This window comes from Companilactobacillus farciminis KCTC 3681 = DSM 20184 (genome assembly GCF_002706745.1).
GTDB classification, from domain to species: Bacteria; Bacillota; Bacilli; order Lactobacillales; family Lactobacillaceae; genus Companilactobacillus; species Companilactobacillus farciminis.
In genome coordinates, this window is record NZ_CP017702.1 from 1,021,016 (window position 1) to 1,040,573 (window position 19,558).

Consider the following 19,558-nt stretch of genomic DNA (forward strand, 5'->3'; position numbering starts at 1 on the left):
GTGAAATTAGTTAAAGCAAGCATATACGGTTTCGGTAAGTGGATCGACCAAGAATTTAACTTTGTTTCAGATTATCAAGTTATTTTTGGTTTCAACGAAGCCGGGAAAACCACTCTCCTGAACTTTATCCAGAGTATCCTCTTTGGATTTGCAACGGCTCGAGGAGATAATAAATATTTACAATACAAGCCTAAGAACGGTAATCGCTATGGTGGCGAATTGCTATTTTTAGCACCAGATCAAAGTCACTGGACAGTTCGCCGAATTGACGGTAAAGGTGATGGGGAACTGACAGTTTTTCATGATGATCAATTACTTCCTGATGAATCGCTCAAACAAATCGTTGGTAATTTTACTAAAGAGGATTTTGAAAATACTCACGTCTTCGATGATAAAAATATCTTGTCGATTTATAGTTTGAATGAACAGCAATTAGAAACTGAAGTCATGTCGATTGGGGCTGTTGGTAGTAAAGAATGGTTGAAGGTAGCCGATAAGCTTTCGCATGCTGCTGATGATCTTTATAAGCCTAGAGGGCAAAAGCAGCCTTTAGTCGTGAATTTAAAAAAGCATAAGGAACTCTTAGAAGAGAAGTCAGAGATTGAGAATCAACAAGTAGCTTATCAACGAGTAAAACAACAATTAGAACAAACGCAAAAAGATTTTGATGACAATGCGATTTCTTTAAAAAAAGCTACTGAATCTGAAAATGATTTACGTAATTTAGATAAGAAATGGTATCGTTTCGACCAATTGCAGCAACAAAATGATCCTAAACACGAAGTAGCAAACATTAGTAATGCTGATTGGGAAACAGTTTTAAAGGCTAATCAGGAATTGAGTACCTTAAAAGATACCGCCACAACGAGTAAGGTCTCTAATCTAGACAATGTTGAAAAGCAAATTTTAAAAAATTATCACCAAAATCAAACTCGTTTAGATTATATTCGTAATCAGAAATTTGAATTGCAAAACCTACAATTTCATAGGGATGATATGAATACCAAATTGTTGCGTGTGGATACGCAAGTGGACCAATTATTCAAAAATCATCCTGAACTTTCAGAGGACATGTTGCCTTTGACAGGTGAAGAGATTGACCAGATGACACCAACAGAAAACAATAACAACAATATATTTTTATTGATCTGTATCGTTGCAGTTATTTTGGCTTTGGTAGTCGGCAATCCGCTCAAGATAATTTTGATTATTGCGGCAATTGCTAGTGGCGTCTGGTACTGGTATCAAAATCAAGCTAGTAGCCAACCAGATTTGAACAATTTACCTTTTATTAAGCAAAAGGGCTACGTTAATGTATCACGTGAGAATATTATTGGTTTACAAGGTACAGTAATTGCTTTGGATAATTTCCACGGTACTCAAAAAGGTTTGATCGATGGAATCAAAGGTATTGAGATCGATTTAAATAAATGGCGTAAGATTCTGATTGAACTAGACGTTTTGGATAATTCTTATAAAGATGATAATTATAATGAACAAATAGAAAAATATTTTGCACATTTGGATGCCATCAAGGCTAAGGCTGATTTGGAACAGAAGAGCCAAGCTGCAACTAAGCAAATGGATGAACAAAGAGATCAACGCTTGCGTGAATTGAATAATGAAATCTTTGCAGTCTTGCAAAAGTATCAAGCAGTCAACATGGATGAATTTATGAGAATGCATACGCAACAAGTGCAAAACCAAAAGATAACTAATCAGATCAAACAAGACAAAGACTTCTTGGGCCGAGACTTAGAAGCCTTGCAAGCTTATCCAACGCATCAGTCCTTGATTGAGAAATTAGCTACTGTTACCAAAGAAACGGCTGCTTTGACTGACAAAAACAATGATTTGAATCGTCAAATTGGTTCCTTAAAAGAACAAATGCAACAAATTTACGACAACAGTCATTATCAACGAGTCGTCTTAGCGTTGGCTCAAAATAAACAGGATATTTTGGAAAATTACGATGAATGGCTATCAAAGAAACTTGCTAGCGATTGGATCAGAAACATGTTAAATGTTGCGACAGAAAATCGATATCCAAAAATGCTCGAAAGGGCAGCTGAATATTTTGCTTTGTTGACTAATGACAATTATTCAAAAATCAACTTTGATCAAAAGAATTTAACAGTTTTGAGTAAGAATAAAATTAGTTTTGACGTTCGCGAGTTGTCAAAAGCTACAACAATTCAGCTGTATTTGGCTTTGAGATTGGCATTTGTGACTGAAATTTCAGACTTGATCAAATTACCGATTTTGATCGATGACGCGTTTGTCGATTTTGACGTTTCTAGAAAAGAAAATGTTTTTAAGTTGATTCAAGAAATTTCCAAGAGCAACCAAGTAATTTACGTTACTGCCAATGAACCAACAGCAATTCCACAAGAACACATTTTGACTTTGGGGGGGAATATTAGTGCCTAAGCATATTATAGATTTTAATAAAGGCGAGAATATGAGCTTGGAGGTAATTATCAAGCGTTCGGATTTTCGTTTAGCAAAGAATGGCAAGAACTTTTTATCGTTAGTATTCGAAGATAAGTCAGGACAAATTCCTGGTAAATATTGGGATGCTAGTGAAGAAGATGCAAAGAGGTTTCACGTTGGAGCAGTTGTACAACTAGAAGGCCGTCGTGATGTCTATCAAGGCAAGCCACAAGTAAATATCACACGTCTGGGGTTATTGGACCCAAATACTGTTGATATGTCGCAATTCGTTCAAACAGCACCTATGAAACAAAGCGATATGGAAAATGAATTCGACGACGTCTTTTTGCAAATTACTAATGGAGCTTGGAATCGAATCGTTAGATATTTATTCAAGAAATATCATGATCGATTCTTCACTAGTGCTGCTGCCAAGAGCAATCACCATGATTTTCAAGGAGGGTTGGCATATCACACTTTGAGTATGGTGAGAATGGCAGAGAGTATCTCTGATCAATATCCACAGATCAATCGAGCACTTTTACTTGCCGGAGCATGCCTCCATGATTTCGGTAAGATCATCGAATTGTCCGGTAGTTTAGATATTGAATATACTTTTGAAGGTAACATGCTAGGACATATCACGATCGTAGACGAAGAAATCGTTAAAGCGGCGACCGATTTGGATATTAGTCTAGATAGTGAAGACATGATTTTATTGAGACACATGATTCTGTCACACCATGGCTTATTAGAATATGGTTCGCCAGAACGTCCTAAATTGTTGGAAGCTGAAGTATTGCACAATATTGATATGATGGATGCTTCAATCAATATGATCACGAAAGCCTTGGACAAGACTGAGAATGGTAAATTCTCTGAACGTGTCTTTGGACTCGATAATCGTTCATTTTATAAACATAGTTAGTTAAATAAAAAATGCTCGTTTAGATATTTGATATCTAAGCGGGCATTTTTTTAGCGGACAACAATTACGGATACAGGAGCTTTTTTAGCGAGGCGAGAACCAACACTGGCAGTAATTTTAGAACGAGGATCGATCATGTCAGCACCGGTTACGATTAAGTCAGGATTGAAGTCGGGGATAACACGGTCAATAATAACGTCATCGATATCACCGTCTTCATAAACTAAGGGCTCAACTTTTTTGAGACCAATTTTTTCTGCTAATTTCACATAGTGATTAACGGCTGCTTCTAATTCTTCACGTTTTTCTTTTAATTTTGCTGGTGTTAAAGAATCAAAGATATTGATATCTTCATTTTCCAGCACGGAAACGATACCTAAGTAAGCACCATAGTCGTGTGCTAGGGTAACGGCAAATCTAAAAGCTTTAATAGTCGATTCATTGTCATCCTCGTCAATCGTCAAAAGAATTCGTCGATATACTAAAGGATCATTAATTGATTGATAGTCCATATGAACTCCTCCCTTATTGGTTGCTTTCATTTTTAATAATAACCAATTTGTTTGGAAAATAAAAAAATAACGTCGGAAATCATCCAACGTTATTTTTATTTTTTTAAATTATTTCTTTGATGAAGATGATGATGAAACATATCCTGAAAGAACATCCTTCAAGTCACTATCTTTAATAGAAACATCAGCCTTCTTCAAGACCTTTGAAACAACCTTTTGCATAACAGTTGAATCTTGTAGCCATGAAGCATATAGCTTAGATTTAAGTTCAGCAGTGTGATCGCTCATCTTACCCTTAGCAGGTTTCTTAAGAAGCTTGATGACACTGTAGCCGTAACTTGTCTTAACTGGTGTATCTGTGTAATCGCCAACTTTGTCTAGCTTGTATGCAGCTGTCTTAAAGTCAGTATCAACACTTGTACTATCATTATCGAAGGCAGCTAACTTACCACCCTTGTTCTTTGTAGCTGAGTCTGTTGAGTATTCTTTAGCAAGTTTTGAGAAGTCTTCGCCATTTTGAAGTTTTGTAATAACTTCTTTAGCAGTGTCTTCTTTACTTACTAGGATTTGAGCAACTTGAATCTTAGGTTGGTAGCTCTTCCATTCTTTCTTAAGATCTTTGTTTGTAACAGTCTTGTTCTTCTTCAAAGCAACTTTTGTAAGAAGGTTAGTACGGATATTCTTCTTGAATTGGGCAGTTGTCATACCGTTTTGTTGAAGAATTGAGCTGAATGATGAACCATATTGACTCTTGTACTTGTTGTATTCTTTGTTAACTTGTTTTGTGGAAACATCCTTACCATATTGATCTTCAAGAGCTTTAGTGATGATCATAGTTTGGAGAGTTTGTTTACCTGATGAAGAACTCTTCATTTCCTTGTAGTATTCTTCTTGGGTAATTCTTCCACCCTTAAGAGTAGCAACAGTCTTGTTACCAGAACATCCAGCAACAACTGTTATCATAAATAGACCAGCAATAGCTAAGATCCATTTAGTTAAACGTTTATTCATCTTTACACATCCTTAATTAATATGTCTACAATTGAAAAGACTACCATAAAACTTCGAGAATAGTTTGCCATTTATTGAAAAAATCACAAAAAATTCATAATTTGAACTAATTTTGCTTGAAGTTAGCGAGGTTTGCTTTCATTTCAGCGATTGAACTTTGCAATTCGTCTACATCAGGCTTGATGCTAGTTGAGTAATCGGTGATATCTTTTTGAATTCCAGACATTACTTCTGGTACCACAGCAGCGTTTTTCTGTAAATCAGCTAATATATCTTTAAAATCTTTTATATTCTTAAATATCTTGGTATCATTAACACTAGGTGTGGCATCTTTTGATTGAAATAGTCCCACGGCAATTCCTGAAACAGTTCCAATCATAAATCCAGTAAAGAATTTCATTGTTAAGCCTCCAAGTGTTGTTTGATATTATCAGCACGTTTTTGGAGTTCTTCGTTGCTTGCTAGACCAGTGTTGTCTCCCCAATGCATTGAGAAGTCATCGTCTTTAGAGTAACGAGGTACCAAATGGATGTGTGAGTGCATAACGCTTTGGTAAGCAATCTCACCATTATTTTGGCAAATGTTCATCCCAATGATCTTAGGATTAGAAGCTTTGATAGCACGGGCAATCATAGGAATCTTCTTGAAAACACGTTCTGCCAAATCTTCGTCATAGGCAAAAATGTCTTTGACATGTTTTTTAGGAACTACGAGTGTGTGACCAGGCGTAACTTGAGAAATATCAAAGAAAGCCTTGATATCATCATCCTCATAGATTGTTGTACTGGGAATATCTCCGTTAATTATTTTGCAAAAGACGCAATCATCCATGTAAAAATCTCCTTTCAAAAAACAGCATTAGATTTACTATAATGCTATCATATTAACGTTACTAAAAACAGATAACAGGTGGTTTAATCCATGACTTTAGAAGTAAAAGAACTGACCGGAGGGTACGGTCAAGTATCAGTATTGAAAAAAGAAACTTTCACCGTTGAAAGTGGGCAAGTCGTTGGCTTGATTGGTTTGAATGGTGCTGGTAAATCAACAACTATCAAACATATCATCGGCTTGTTGAATCCACGTGGTGGACAAATTTTGATCGATGGTATTAGTTTGCATGACGATGTCGAAAAGTATCGTAAAAAAATTGCTTATGTGCCAGAAATGCCAATTCTTTATCCTGAATTGACTTTAAGAGAGCATATCGATTTGACGATTATGGCCTATGACCTTGATCGAGATAAAACTTGGGAAAATGCGAATAAATTGTTGAAGACTTTTCGTTTGGATAACAAATTAGATTGGTTCCCACAGAATTTCTCTAAGGGTATGAAACAAAAGGTTATGATCGTCTGTGCCTTTATGACCGATGCTAGTTTATTTATCATTGACGAACCATTTACCGGACTTGATCCATTGGCGGTTAATGACTTATTGAATATTGTTGAAGCCAAGAAAAAAGCAGGGTGCTCAGTTTTGATGTCAACTCACGTATTAGCTACTGTGCAAAATTATGCGGACAAATTCGTTTTGATCAATCACGGACAAGTACGTGCTGATGGTACTTTGGATCAATTGAAGGCTAAATTTAACATGCAAAAAGATTCTAACCTTGATGATATTTATCTCAAGATGTCAAACGAGGATCTCTAATGTTAAAGCTTTGGAATGAACGATTAAGAAGACATCAACTTAATCAATTCAAATATCTCAGATTGATTTTTAACGATAATTTTGTGTTAGCGTTCATCGTTTTGATTGGAGCTTTAGGTTTTTGGTATTCTAATTTATTAGGAACTATCAGTGGACCAATCATCTTGGGAAAGCCAATCGTGATTTTATTATTATTTTTGGCAGTTCAAGTAGGTGGAATCGCAACTTTATTGGAAGATCCAGATAGTACTTTTTTGTTAGTTAAAGAAAAAGAATTTTATAAGTATTTTAAAGCAGCGAAGAATTACAGTGTCTTCGTACCAATTGTGACTTTAATATTAGTCAATTTCTTATTGTCGGCCTTTGCTTCTCGAGCAGGTGGGATGAAGATTTTAGATATTGTCGTTGTGGCAATTGGCTTAATAATTTATAAATTAGGCTTTTTAAATGTCAACTTGATGGAATTGTACGGTCAAGCTAAATTCGGCAGTACTAGTATGCGCTTAGTTTCAAATTTGTTGTTATTAGTCTCATTGATCGTATCAACTTATTTCTTCAGCTGGTTGATGATAATTGTGGGAGTCGTTTATTATTTCTATCTAAATGCTCGCACAAAAACGCTTGAAACTAGTGGACAATTGCAATGGAAGTATGCGATTGAAACTGAGAATCAAAGAATGTTTCGTATCAAACGTTTCTATAACTTGTTTACTGATGTACCTGGCGTTAATAGTAAAATCAAACGTCGTAAGTGGTTAGATGGCTTATATAAACCCATTAAACCAGTTAGTGGCAATACTTATTTGTATTTGTTTGCTAGAGGTTTTGTCAGAAATAATGAGTATATCGGATTGTTCTTGCGTTTGACGATCATTCAAGCTATCATGTTGGCTTTGATCGATAGCTTCTATATCTCATTAGTAGTAGAGATGTTATTTATTTATCTAGTTGGGTTCCAATTGAAACCTTACTTTAAAGAAGTTATGCAAAACTTAATGCAACGACTTTATCCTATTGACGGTAAGACTAAAATCAATGATTTTACTAAATTAAGTACCTTTATTTTATTGATTCAGTGGATTATCAGTGCATTAGCAGTATTATATAAGTTTGGGTTCAGTATCAATAGTTTGATTATTATCGTGGCTGGTTTAGCGGTCTTGTTCTTCGTCAACTATTTCTACATGCCAAGACAATTAAAAAAATATTTAGATTAATGGAGTAATTATTTATGCGTTTAAGAAACAAACCTTGGGCTAAGGATATGATCAATGACAACTTAGACCTAATTTCCATTCAACCAGAAAACATGCCTGGTAAATGGCAAACTCGTTTTGAAAAAGAACAGCCTTTGTTTATCGAAGTAGGTTCTGGTAAAGGCAGATTCATTACCGAATTAGCCAAACAAAATCCTCAAAACAACTATATTGGAATGGAAGTTCAAGAAGGCGCCATTGCCTTGCTACTAAAAAAGCAAGTTGAGTTAAAGTTACCCAACTTGCAATTATTATTAGCTAATGGTGCTGATTTATCAGAATACTTTACTGAAAATGAAGTATCTGGAGTTTACTTGAATTTCTCTGATCCATGGCCAAAGACTCGTCACGAAAAGCGTCGTTTAACTTATAAGTCGTTTTTAAAGCAATACCAATACATTTTAAAAGATGATGGCAATTTGCGCTTCAAGACTGATAATCAAGGTTTGTTCGAATATTCTTTGATCAGTATGAATAATTATGGCATGAAGTTTGATGAAATATCATTGGACTTGCATAACGATGAAGCACTCAATCAAAACAATATCGAAACTGAATATGAAGAAAAGTTCTCAAAAAAAGGCTTCAGGATCAATTACCTGAAAGCCCATTTCTAAAATTTAATTTATTATACTTTTTGTTTATTGAACCTTTTTGATGTTAAGCAATTCGCCGGTCAAAGCATCAGCGATGAAGTGATATTGGGCGACGTCGAAGTCATCCATTGTTGTTACGCCACCAACGATCCCCCAAGTGGCACGACCGTTAACATCTACTCTTTGGTAGAATGGTTCGACCCATGAACCGATGACTTTGCTATCTTCGCCCAAAACGGACTTAACTTTGTCAATAATTTTTTCGCTATCTAGATGGTGTTTTACTAAGACTGTTGCAGCTGCTCCGGCGGCCAATACAGTACCAGCAACGATTAATGAACCGATACCTTTTTTACTCATAAAAATCACTCCTTGATTTCGATTTACTGATATATTACCACTATTATATATCATTCTTGGACTCAAGAGCACTTAATTGACCGTTTAACAAATAAAAAGTATCTTATTTATGAGGTGAATAATATGAAAACATTTGAAGACTATGGCGTAAAAGATTGGCACGAAGTAACTAAGGAAGGTAAGCATATCTTATTTTTCCACGCTGACTGGTGCCCAGATTGCAAATTTATCGAACCAAAGCTTCCAGAACTAGAAAAAGAATACTCAGATTTTAATTGGATCAGTTTCAACCGTGATAATAACATGGAAATTGCTCAAGAATTAGGAATTATGGGCATTCCTAGCTTTGTTATTATTGAAAATAGCAAAGAAATTGGTAGACTAGTAAATAAAGATCGAAAAACTAAAGAAGAAGTTGAGACCTTTATTAACAGTGTAGTTAACAAATAATTAATCAAGTGAGGGAAAAAACTTGCTATTAAGCTTTTATAATCCAGATGTTTTAGGGGATGTTTTGATTGTTGAAACACAAGAAGATGTTGCAACTCAAAACACTACTCAAAAAGATAACGTAGTACGAATTTTTAACGAAGAAAATGACCAAGCAATTGGTTTTAATTTCTTTGGTCTTGGAGAAAAACTCGGAATTCAAAACGAATCCGGTCAAGTCTTTCTCGATGAAAAACAAGTGGCAGTCTTAAACGATGCCCTTGAACAAGCAGGTTTTTCTGATAAGTTGGAAGCTGACAATAGTCCAAAATTTGTGATCGGACATGTCGATGCAATCAAAGAACATCCTGATTCAGACCATTTACACATTACTCAAACTGATGTTGGCTTCGATAAGCCAGTTCAAATCGTTTGTGGTGCACCAAACATCGATCAAGGACAATTAGTCGTTGTTGCTTTGCCTGGTGCTGTAATGCCTACTGGTGCCGAAATTTGGCCTGGTGAATTACGTGGCGTAGATAGTTTTGGAATGATTTGTTCTGCTCGAGAATTGGGCATTCCTAATGCACCACAAAAACGTGGAATTTTAGTGCTTGATGACGGTAAAGCCGGACAAGCATTTGATTTTGAAGCAGCAAAGAATTTGTTCGATTAGATTAGGAGCTATTATGGAAAATACAGTCTATCATTTTGTTGGAATTAAAGGAACAGGGATGAGTGCTCTAGCACTTATTCTCAAAGACCTCGGATATGAAGTTCAAGGATCAGATATTGATAAATATACATTCACACAACGTGGACTTGAACAAGCTGGAATCAAGATTTTGCCTTTTGATGAAGAAAACATTCATGAAGGTTTGACAATAGTTAAAGGAAACGCTTTTAACGATGATCAAGTAGAAATTAAAAAAGCTAATGATATGCATTTACCAGTAATTACATATCCAGAATTAGTTGGTAAATTAGTTTCAGAATATACTTCCATCGGTATTGCCGGTTCTCACGGTAAGACAAGTACTACTGGTTTATTAGCACATACTTTGAGTGGTATTGCTAAAACTTCTTACTTAATCGGTGACGGTACTGGTAAAGGAATCAAAGATGCTAAGTTCTTTGTTTTCGAAGCTGATGAATATCGTCGTCATTTCTTAGCTTACTCACCAGATTACTTAATTATCACTAACATCGACTTTGACCACCCAGATTACTTCTTCGGTGGTATCAATGATGTTGTTGATGCTTTTGAGTCTGAAGCTAGAAAGACTAAGAAAGGTATTTTCATTTGGGGTGAAGACAAGCATGCCAAATCAATCAAAGCCGATACACCAATTTATACTTACGGTTTGGATGAATCAGATTACATTCGTGCCACAAACATCAAACGTACCGTTAAAGGTTCATCATTTGATGTTTCTATCGATGGTGAAAACATTGGTAACTTCCAAGTTCCACTATTCGGTGAACACAATGTCTTGAATTCATTGGCTGTTATTGGTGTTGGTCATATGGAAAAACTTGACCATGCTTTGATCAACCGTGAACTACAAACTTTCAGTGGAGTTAAGAGACGTTTCAGCGAAAAGAAAGTTGCTGATCAAGTTATCATTGATGACTATGCTCACCACCCACAAGAAATCAAAGCAACTATTGATGCTGCTAGACAAAAATATCCAGATAAGAAGATCATTGCGGTCTTCCAACCACATACTTATACAAGAACTTTGGCCTTGATGGATGATTTTGCTAAGTCACTAGATTTGGCAGATGAAGTTTACTTGACTAATATCTTCGGTTCAATTCGTGAAGCACACGGTGATATTACAAGTAAAGATCTCGGTAACAAGATTCATAAGGGTGGTAATGTTCTAACACTTGATGACATGTCACCATTATTGGAATATCACAATACAGTAATGATATTCATGGGTGCCGGCGATGTTCAAAAGTATGAAACAGCTTATGAACAATTGCTAAGTACTTTAAATCCTAATCAACAATAATAAAAAAATCCTTCAATTCAAAATCGAATTGGAGGATTTTTTTTAGAGTAATTTTAAGAAGACCGAGGCGATGATGACTGAAGCAACGGATACGGTCGCAAAGCCACCAACTAACATTTTAGGTAGAATCTTTTCAGTTAAATATGCTTCTTCATCGGGATCTTTTGCAATCGTGTGGCAAACTTCTGTAGTCAAAATAAAATCGGCTGGGAAGCCAAAGAGTGCGGTTAATGAACAAGCAAAGGCCATTTCACGACTCATTCCAAAAGGTTTAGCTAGAATAAATGAGGCAATGAACATTCCCAAAATCCCTAATAGAATCAAAACAACAATTTGTAAAATGATTTTTCCGATAATTTGTGGAGTAGTTAGGCTTAGTTGCGAGAAGATGTAAGCTAGTAAGCCATACATCAACCAGTTGAAGACTTTAGCTTTATTTAAGGCATCAGTTTCCAAGAATCCTACTTGATGGGCGATGACACCAAAGACTAGACAAATTACGTTGGCATTAATGACATTGTGAGTTAAAATTCCAACCCAATTTGCCAAAAGTGCTATTAATGCGACTCTAGCAATAATAAAAATTGGACTTTGGTATCTAGTAGGTAAATTGATCAATAATTTTTGTTGCTTTTCTGAAGATTGGTGTTGCTGAACAATTTTGACAGCTTCAGAGTTTGGATCATCCTTTTGTTTTCGATAGATTTTGGTTAAGCGAAGACCTTCTTTTCGTAAAAGGACTGAAGTCAATGGATAACCAATCATTGAATGCATGATGAACATTGAAACTGGCAAAGCTACTAAAGTAGTGATTCCAGCAGCTTTTAAACCATTAGTCAGCAATAAGGCGGCAACGATACCACCTGTCAATGGGGGGACGGCAGCTACAACTGTTTTCCAATTGAAAAACAATGAGCCGATGGATAAGGTCAAAGCCAAAGTTCCAACGACACCAAGTAAAGCGATGCAGACAGCTTTCCATTGTTTGAATAATTCTTTTAAATTCATCAGTGTTCCCATTTGGACTAGCAACAATGACATGGCGACGCCGACAAATTGGGTGGTATACGAGGCTTGTGGAACGACGTTCTTAGGAAGAATCGTCCAGTAGCCGATGGTAAAGAGTACGGCTGTAATAAAAATCGAAGGAACAAAAGCTTTTGTGGCAGCTGATACCCATTCACCAATCAACAAGAAAACCATAATTATGGTAAATGAAAGTAAATAGGTCATATTATTTCCTCCTGCAAGAATTTTTATTTAAATTCTTACTGCAAAATTTATGTTCATTTGAGTAATAAATCAATTAAAAAACTACTCATGTTACAAAAAGTACAATTATGAATAAAATAATTTGATTATTTTGACAATTAAAATCATAGAACATAAACTCAAGGCAATAAAGTTCAGGAGGCATATGATTATGCAAACTTTATATAAAAATTTTGATTTATTTGATGGTTTGAAACCAGAAATCCAAAAGGATGCTTGGTTTATTGTTGATAGCGAATCTGGAGAAATTGTTAAATTAGGTTTCAAAGATGCGCCAGACTGTGAAAAAGTTGTTGATTTAAAAGGTAAGTACGTCATGCCAGGGTTGATCAATTCTCACGTTCATTTGATGATGAATCCAATTACTAATAAATTGGAATACTTGTCCGAAGCTGAAGTTACCTTTACTGCTTTGAATAATTTAAAAGAAGCCTTAAAAGCTGGCGTAACTTACGTTAGAGACTGTGGCTGTGCTTTTGATGTGGATATTAAATTGCGTCGTTTGCAAGAAGAAGGGCAACTTGGTGGCACCGAGATCGTTCCTTCAGGACGTCCAATGTGTATCACTGGTGGACACGCTGACTTTACCGAAGGCATTGACGGAGAAACTACTTGGGGTCATTTAGTCGATTCATCAGATGAGATGCGTCATGCGGTTCGTCGTCAATTTAAATTAGGCGCCAAAAATATTAAAGTTATGGCAACTGGTGGTGTCATGTCCGCAACTGATCAAATCGATGACACTGAATTTTCAGTCGATGAATTAAAGACCGCCGTCGCTGAAGCTCATACAAAGCATATGACCGTTGCTGCACACGCTGAAGGCACTCAAGGGATTCACAATGCCATTATCGCTGGTGTCGATTCAGTAGAACACGGTTGTTTGATTTCAGACGATGATATTGACTTGATCAAAGAAAAAGGCATTTATCTAACTCCAACCGTCATAGCTAGTTACACTATCCCAACTTATGGTGAAGGCAAGTTGCCATCATACATGGTTGATAAAGCCAGAGGATTTTTGGATAAATTTTATGCTCGCATGAAAGTCGTCAATAAGGCTGGCGTCAAATTGGCTTTTGGTACCGATGCGGGGACTCCATTTAATCGTTTTGCCGATACACCAAAGGAATTGGAATTGTTGACTAAAGTCGGAGCCAGCAACGTTGAAGTCTTATTAGCCGCTACTAAAAATAGTGCTCATTTGTTGAGAATCGATGACAAGTATGGTTCCATTCAAGAAGGCAAGATTGCTGACTTTCTAGTACTTGATCACGATCCACTAGCTGATGTTAAAGCAGTCCAACAAGTTGATAAAGGTGTTTATAAAAAGGGCGTTAAGGTTTATTGATTTTTAAAAGATAGTATTTTTCATTACTAGAAAAAATCTAATTTCTTGTTTATAATAAATAAGAAAATAAAAGCAAAAAAGCTATGACAGAGCATATTGTCATGGCTTTTTTTACAGTTGAGGGGTATTAATGTGAAAGATTCTGTATCTACACGGGTAAAACTATCCATTCTTGCAGTCGGTTTATTGACATTCACAGGAATCTTAATCGAAACATCGATGAATGTTACTTTTCCCACATTAACTAAAGATTTAAACGTTTCATTAAGTACGGTTCAGTGGTTAACAACTGGATATTTGCTGTTAACAACAATAGTAATGAGTACGACCGCTTATGTTTTGAAAAAATTCAATCCTTTGAAAATTTTTATCTTTGCGGCCTCATTGTGTCTAATAGGCTCAATTATCTGTTTTATGGCGCCTAATTTTCCTGTCTTAATGGGTGGAAGATTATTACAAGCAATCGCAACCGGATTATCGACACCATTAATGTTTAACTTGATTTTTATGGAGATTCCTTCTTCACAATTAGGCTTATACACGGGCTTAGCGGGGGTAGTTATTTCGCTAGCACCTGCCTTGGGTCCAACTTATGGCGGAATTATTAACCGGATTTGGACATGGCGAGAAATTTTTGTGGGGATTTTACCATTAATAATTCTATTGTTTGTTCTGGGTTGGTTCACCATTCGTGGCAAAGCAATTGGAACAAAAGGAATTTCCTTTGATTATTTGAGCGTTGCTGGTTTAGCAATTATTTTTTCGGCTATTTTGTTTACCTTCGATCAAGCAGGTGCTCACGGATGGAGTTCTAGCCAATTTTTAATGGGAGTACTAACCTCCTTAATAATTTTTGGTGTTTTTGTTTGGTATAACAACAAGAGTCAGCGTCAGTTGATTGATTTTTCCATTTTAAAGATTCCTGTATTACGTCTAAGATTATATGGCTATTTTGGTTTGCAGTTTTTGAATATTGGTTTATCGTTTTTGCTACCAATCTTTGCACAAACGGTTTTGAAAGCTGACTCAGCTCAAGCCGGTTTGATGCTGTTGCCGGGGTCTTTATTAGGTGCAGTAGTGGGACCAATTGCAGGACATCTTTATGATAAAAAGGGTGCTACTTTGCCATTGATATTGAGTGGGATTTTGATTACTTTAGGAACAACATTGTTCTTAGTCAAAGGTTCAGATTTAACTTTGTTGAGCATCACTTGGATTTATTTAATTATCCGAATTGGCTTTAACTTTGGTTTTGGGACTTCGTTATCTGACGGTAGTATGCAAGTGTCTGGACCAAAGAAATCTGATCAAAATTCGCTGTTTAGTATGATGCAACAGTATGCAGGATCGCTGGGGACTAATGTTTTGTCGGTCGTTATTTCAGCGGTAGCTTTGAATACTAAGGGAGAAGTTTTGAGTACAGTTATCGGTACTAAGATTGATTTTGCTGTGTTGACGGCTTTATCATTGTCGATTTTATTAACAATCATTTATGTTTACTTTAAATATGAAAAGAAGAATAATTGATTTAACAGGCCTTGATGTATAATCGGGGCTTTTTAAGTCTTGAGTAAACTGTTACAACAACTCGTGATTTGTTAAAATAGAGATAGTTAATTTCGGTTTTATTGGAGAATATATGTCAAAAAATAAAAAATTACTTTTAATAGATGGAAACAGTGTTTCGTTTCGGGCATTTTTTGCGATGCACAATGTCTTAGATAAATTTGTCAATGGCGAGGGTATCCACACAAATGCCTTGTATGCCTTTAATAACATGTTGGAACTAATTCTAAAGGATGAAAAACCAACTCATGCCTTGGTGGCTTTTGATGCTGGTAAAACGACTTTTAGAACTAAGATGTTTGACGAGTACAAAGGAACTCGGGCCAAGACTCCTCAAGAGTTAATGGAACAGCTGCCTTTGATTCAAGAGATGTTGAACTATCGTGGCATCAAAACTTATGAATTGCCTGATTATGAAGCTGACGATATTATCGGAACTATGTCGCACAAAGCTGAATTGGATGGTATGGACGTGACGATTATTACCGGTGACCGTGATTTGACGCAATTGGCTACTGACAAAGTAACTGTTAAAGTCAATGTCAAAGGCGTAACCGAAACAGAAAGCTATACGCCAGAACATGTTCAAGAAAAATTGGGCATTACACCTAAGCAGATCATCGATATGAAGGGTCTAATGGGGGATAATTCTGATCACTATCCTGGGGTAGAAAAAGTCGGTGAAAAGACTGCTATCAAGTTGCTCACTCAATATGGCAGCGTAGAAGGTATTTACGAACACGTTGATGAAATGAAGAAGAGCAAGTTAAAAGAACATTTGATCAATGATAAGGACAAAGCTTTCTTGAGCAAGAAGTTAGCTACGATTGACCTAGAGGCACCGGTCGAATTGCAATTGACAGACCTTGAATATCGTGGCGACAATCAAGAACAATTGATGCAATTTTATCAAAAGATGAATTTCAAGACTTTCTTGAGTAGAATGGATGTCCCTCAAGAAGATGCCGCTGAAAAATTGGCCGATATAAAAGTGTTGGAATTAAATGATAAAGCAGTTGAAAAAATCGTTAATAACGACAAAGTTCATACCTTGGTCGTGGAAGGTTTTGGCGAAAATTATCATACTTCACCGATTATTGGTCTATTGATTTCTGACGGCGAAAACTATTACGGTACGACTGACTTTTCAATCTTAGAAAATGCTCAATTGAAGGATTGGTTGGCTGACAGCTCCAAAGAGAAGTATTTATTCGATAATAAAGCAACGATTGCACAATTGACTCGTTACGGCTGTCAATTAAGTGGCGTCACGTTCGATATGTTGTTAGTAGCTTATTTGTTGGATACCAACGATAACAAGCAAGATATTGGTTTAGTTGCCAAAAATTATGATATTAATTTACCAACTGAAGAAGAATTTTATGGCAAAGGGGTCAAAAAAGCAGTTCCAGAAGATGATAACGTCTTATTGAACTTCTTAGCTCAAAAAGCCCAAGTCATCAATACTCTAAAAGACAAAATGATGGCTGAACTAAAAGATAACGATCAAGATAGTTTGTACGATGAGATTGAATTACCACTGTCGAATGTTTTAGCGGAAATGGAAATCAAGGGTATTACGGTCGAAGTTTCTAAATTAAAAGAGATGGAAAATGCCTTTGCTACACGTTTGGCTAAAATTGAACAAGAAATTTATCAAGAAGCAGGTAAGGAATTCAACATCAATTCGCCTAAACAATTAGGAGTCGTCTTGTTTGAAGATTTGAAATTACCAGTTATTAAAAAGACGAAGACTGGCTATTCAACTTCAGTAGATGTCTTGGAGAAATTAAAAGATAAATCACCTGTAGTTCAAAAAGTTCTCGATTATCGTCAAATTTCAAAAATTCAATCAACTTATGTCGTTGGTTTACAAAAATTTGTTCAACCGGACAATAAGATTCACACGATTTACTTGCAGACTTTGACACAAACAGGACGTTTATCATCAATTGAACCTAATTTGCAAAATATTCCAATTCGAATCGATGAAGGAAAACAAATTAGAAAGGCCTTTGTACCAAAACATCCGGACTGGGAAATCTTTTCAGCCGATTATTCACAAGTTGAGTTGCGTGTTTTAGCACACATTTCTGGTGACGAGCACATGCAAGAAGCCTTCAATGAAGATTATGATATCCACGCTCACACAGCTATGAGAATCTTTGGACTTGATAGTACTGATGAAGTGACACCTAATATGCGTCGCCAAGCTAAAGCTACTAATTTCGGTATCGTTTACGGAATCAGTGACTACGGCTTATCGCAAAACATCGGTATCAGTCGTAAAAAAGCTGCTGAATTTATTGCCTCATATTTTGAACAGTATCCTGGAGTAAAGAAGTATATGGACGATATTGTCAAATATGCTCGTGAAAATGGTTATGTTGAAACAATCATGCATCGTCGTCGTTATTTGCCAGATATTCATTCTCGTAATTTTAATATTAGAAACTTTGCTCAAAGAACAGCGATGAATACGCCAATTCAAGGTAGTGCGGCAGATATTATTAAAGTAGCGATGATCAATATGCAAAAGATGCTAGAAAAAGAAAAATTGCAAGCTAACCTTTTGTTGCAAGTACACGATGAAATGATTTTTGAAGCACCGAAATCAGAAATTGCAACCCTTGAAAAATTAGTGCCAAGTGTGATGGATTCAGCAGTCAAACTCGATGTTCCTTTGAAAGTGGAAACTGCTCACGGCAAAACTTGGTATGAAGCGAAATAGGTGATAAAATGCCAGAAATGCCAGAAGTAGAAACAGTCAGACGTGGCTTGATTGATCAGGTCAAAGGTAGAAAAATAACTCATGTCGAAATCCGTTATCAAAATTTGATTACTGGGGATGTCGACCAGTTCGTCGAATTCGTAACCGGAGCAACAGTCACTGATATTGGACGTCGTGCTAAGTTCTTATTGATACATTTGGATAATGGCTATACAATTATCAGTCATTTAAGAATGGAAGGACGTTATAAGATCTCTAACGATCCTAGTGCCATTGATAAGCATTCTCATGCAATCTTTACATTAGATAATGGCGAAAAATTGATTTATAATGATGTTCGAAAATTTGGCCGAATGCAGTTGTGGAATACTGATGATTTAAGCAATAACAAGTCGATTCAAAAGCTTGGACCGGAGCCTTTATCAAAAGACTTTACTTTTGAAAATTTGAAGCCTAGAATTATACGTCATCGTAAAGATATCAAGACCGTTCTGTTGGATCAATCAGTGATGAGTGGTTTGGGAAATATTTATGTTGATGAGGTTTTGTGGAAGGTGAAGATTCATCCAGAAACGTCGGCTAATCATCTGACTGATAAAGACATTCAAAAGATTATTGAAGCGTCCAATGAAGAGATGAGACAAGCCATTCAAGCTGGTGGTTCAACGGTTCGTTCATACATTGACGCCAACGGTCACAAAGGTAATATGCAAAATAGTTTGAAAGTTTATGGTAAAGAGGGGACACCTTGTCCAAGATGCGAGACTGAGATCGAAAAAATCAAAGTTGGTGGTCGTGGTACGCATTTTTGTCCGAAGTGTCAAGTAATCAAATGAGTAAAATATACGGATTAACTGGTGGAATTGCGGCTGGAAAGTCAACCATCCTAGATTTTTTTAAAACTTATGGCTGCAAAGTTTATGATGCTGACCAAATTGCGCGTCAAGTCGTTGAAGTGGGCAGTGTCGGATTAAAACAAATAGTTGAAAAATTTGGTCAAGAGGTATTGAATTCTGACCAGACATTAAATCGCCAAAAATTAGCGGGAATTGTTTTTTCAGACAGTGAGCAGCTACAAAATTTGAATAATATCACTCGACCTTTGATCAAGAAAAGAATTTTAAAAATAATCGCCGATACTAAAGCATCAGATGAGCAGACTATTTCTATTTTTGAGATTCCTTTATTGTTTGAAGGTGGATATCAACCGTATTTTGACGGTATAATAACTATTTATGTTAATGAAAAAGTACAGTTAAAACGTTTAATGAATAGAAATAATTTGACCAAGGAAGTTGCCCTAGATCGTATCAATTCACAAATGTCGATGTCAGAGAAAAGAGATCGAGCTGATTTTGTGATTGATAATTCAGGCGATTTGACGCATTTAGCAGATGAGTTCGATAAGTTGATATCGCAACTTTGATTTGGAAAAG

General features: G+C 36.1%; 19 protein-coding genes. 13 read left to right on the forward strand and 6 right to left on the reverse strand.

Features of this window, described 5'->3' with window-relative positions; all coding sequences use genetic code 11:
- Both LF20184_RS05000 and LF20184_RS05005 read left to right on the forward strand, forming a co-directional pair.
- Positions 1-2,430, forward strand: coding sequence for an AAA family ATPase (locus LF20184_RS05000; protein ID WP_010019324.1), 2,430 nt, complete (start codon positions 1-3; stop codon positions 2,428-2,430).
- Positions 2,423-3,361, forward strand: coding sequence for a 3'-5' exoribonuclease YhaM family protein (locus LF20184_RS05005; protein WP_010019325.1), 939 nt, complete (start codon positions 2,423-2,425; stop codon positions 3,359-3,361). Before LF20184_RS05000 ends, LF20184_RS05005 begins: the two co-directional genes overlap by 8 nt.
- Before the next feature lie 50 nt (positions 3,362-3,411).
- Here LF20184_RS05005 and LF20184_RS05010 read toward each other — a convergent pair whose 3' ends face one another.
- The 4 genes from LF20184_RS05010 to LF20184_RS05025 all read right to left on the reverse strand — a co-directional run bounded on the left by LF20184_RS05010 (position 3,412) and on the right by LF20184_RS05025 (position 5,715).
- Positions 3,412-3,873 carry a universal stress protein gene (locus LF20184_RS05010; protein ID WP_010019326.1) on the reverse strand — a complete coding sequence of 154 codons (462 nt, stop codon included), beginning with the start codon at positions 3,871-3,873 and terminating at the stop codon, positions 3,412-3,414.
- A gap of 108 nt (positions 3,874-3,981) precedes the next feature.
- Positions 3,982-4,884, reverse strand: coding sequence for a peptidylprolyl isomerase PrsA (locus LF20184_RS05015; protein ID WP_010019328.1), 903 nt, complete (start codon positions 4,882-4,884; stop codon positions 3,982-3,984).
- Between the two features lie 106 nt (positions 4,885-4,990).
- On the reverse strand, positions 4,991-5,284 hold the full coding sequence (locus LF20184_RS05020) for a hypothetical protein (protein ID WP_010019330.1): 294 nt from the start codon (positions 5,282-5,284) through the stop codon (positions 4,991-4,993).
- A 2-nt stretch (positions 5,285-5,286) separates the two neighbouring features.
- Positions 5,287-5,715 carry an HIT family protein gene (locus LF20184_RS05025; protein ID WP_010019331.1) on the reverse strand — a complete coding sequence of 143 codons (429 nt, stop codon included), beginning with the start codon at positions 5,713-5,715 and terminating at the stop codon, positions 5,287-5,289.
- 90 nt (positions 5,716-5,805) lie between these two features.
- Here LF20184_RS05025 and LF20184_RS05030 point away from each other — a divergent pair, with 90 nt between their 5' ends.
- From LF20184_RS05030 to trmB, 3 genes are read left to right on the forward strand one after another with little or no spacing between them, the layout of a single operon-like run.
- Positions 5,806-6,540 (forward strand): ABC transporter ATP-binding protein, encoded by a 735-nt coding sequence (locus tag LF20184_RS05030; RefSeq protein ID WP_010019332.1) that lies wholly within the window; start codon positions 5,806-5,808, stop codon positions 6,538-6,540.
- The gene (locus LF20184_RS05035) at positions 6,540-7,757 is read left to right on the forward strand and encodes an ABC transporter permease (protein WP_010019333.1); all 1,218 of its coding nucleotides are present in this window, start codon (positions 6,540-6,542) and stop codon (positions 7,755-7,757) included. Before LF20184_RS05030 ends, LF20184_RS05035 begins: the two co-directional genes overlap by 1 nt.
- Before the next feature lie 14 nt (positions 7,758-7,771).
- Entirely contained in the window at positions 7,772-8,413 is a 642-nt protein-coding gene (trmB, locus tag LF20184_RS05040; protein ID WP_010019334.1) for a tRNA (guanosine(46)-N7)-methyltransferase TrmB, read from the forward strand.
- 24 nt (positions 8,414-8,437) lie between these two features.
- Here trmB and LF20184_RS05045 read toward each other — a convergent pair whose 3' ends face one another.
- Complete coding sequence (locus tag LF20184_RS05045; protein WP_010019335.1) at positions 8,438-8,752, reverse strand: hypothetical protein; 315 nt, start codon at positions 8,750-8,752, stop codon at positions 8,438-8,440.
- Between the two features lie 123 nt (positions 8,753-8,875).
- On the opposite strand from LF20184_RS05045, the gene LF20184_RS05050 reads away from it, so the two are divergent.
- From LF20184_RS05050 to murC, 3 genes are read left to right on the forward strand one after another with little or no spacing between them, the layout of a single operon-like run.
- Positions 8,876-9,202 carry a thioredoxin family protein gene (locus tag LF20184_RS05050; RefSeq protein WP_010019336.1) on the forward strand — a complete coding sequence of 109 codons (327 nt, stop codon included), beginning with the start codon at positions 8,876-8,878 and terminating at the stop codon, positions 9,200-9,202.
- A gap of 22 nt (positions 9,203-9,224) precedes the next feature.
- The gene (gene ytpR / locus LF20184_RS05055; protein ID WP_010019337.1) at positions 9,225-9,857 is read left to right on the forward strand and encodes a YtpR family tRNA-binding protein; all 633 of its coding nucleotides are present in this window, start codon (positions 9,225-9,227) and stop codon (positions 9,855-9,857) included.
- Between the two features lie 13 nt (positions 9,858-9,870).
- On the forward strand, positions 9,871-11,202 hold the full coding sequence (gene murC / locus LF20184_RS05060; RefSeq protein ID WP_010019338.1) for a UDP-N-acetylmuramate--L-alanine ligase: 1,332 nt from the start codon (positions 9,871-9,873) through the stop codon (positions 11,200-11,202).
- A gap of 42 nt (positions 11,203-11,244) precedes the next feature.
- Here the strand turns inward: murC and LF20184_RS05065 are convergent, their stop codons facing one another.
- Positions 11,245-12,435 carry a hypothetical protein gene (locus LF20184_RS05065; protein WP_010019340.1) on the reverse strand — a complete coding sequence of 397 codons (1,191 nt, stop codon included), beginning with the start codon at positions 12,433-12,435 and terminating at the stop codon, positions 11,245-11,247.
- A 190-nt stretch (positions 12,436-12,625) separates the two neighbouring features.
- On the opposite strand from LF20184_RS05065, the gene LF20184_RS05070 reads away from it, so the two are divergent.
- From LF20184_RS05070 to coaE, 5 genes are all read left to right on the forward strand, one after another.
- Positions 12,626-13,825, forward strand: coding sequence for a metal-dependent hydrolase family protein (locus LF20184_RS05070; RefSeq protein ID WP_010019341.1), 1,200 nt, complete (start codon positions 12,626-12,628; stop codon positions 13,823-13,825).
- Between the two features lie 126 nt (positions 13,826-13,951).
- On the forward strand, positions 13,952-15,352 hold the full coding sequence (locus tag LF20184_RS05075) for an MFS transporter (protein WP_029606490.1): 1,401 nt from the start codon (positions 13,952-13,954) through the stop codon (positions 15,350-15,352).
- Between the two features lie 112 nt (positions 15,353-15,464).
- The gene (gene polA, locus LF20184_RS05080; protein ID WP_056945176.1) at positions 15,465-18,122 is read left to right on the forward strand and encodes a DNA polymerase I; all 2,658 of its coding nucleotides are present in this window, start codon (positions 15,465-15,467) and stop codon (positions 18,120-18,122) included.
- 8 nt (positions 18,123-18,130) lie between these two features.
- The gene (gene mutM / locus LF20184_RS05085; protein ID WP_010019345.1) at positions 18,131-18,958 is read left to right on the forward strand and encodes a bifunctional DNA-formamidopyrimidine glycosylase/DNA-(apurinic or apyrimidinic site) lyase; all 828 of its coding nucleotides are present in this window, start codon (positions 18,131-18,133) and stop codon (positions 18,956-18,958) included.
- Positions 18,955-19,548 (forward strand): dephospho-CoA kinase, encoded by a 594-nt coding sequence (gene coaE / locus LF20184_RS05090; RefSeq protein ID WP_010019346.1) that lies wholly within the window; start codon positions 18,955-18,957, stop codon positions 19,546-19,548. The genes mutM and coaE overlap by 4 nt, the downstream gene beginning before the upstream one ends.
- The last annotated feature ends 10 nt before the right edge of the window (positions 19,549-19,558 follow it).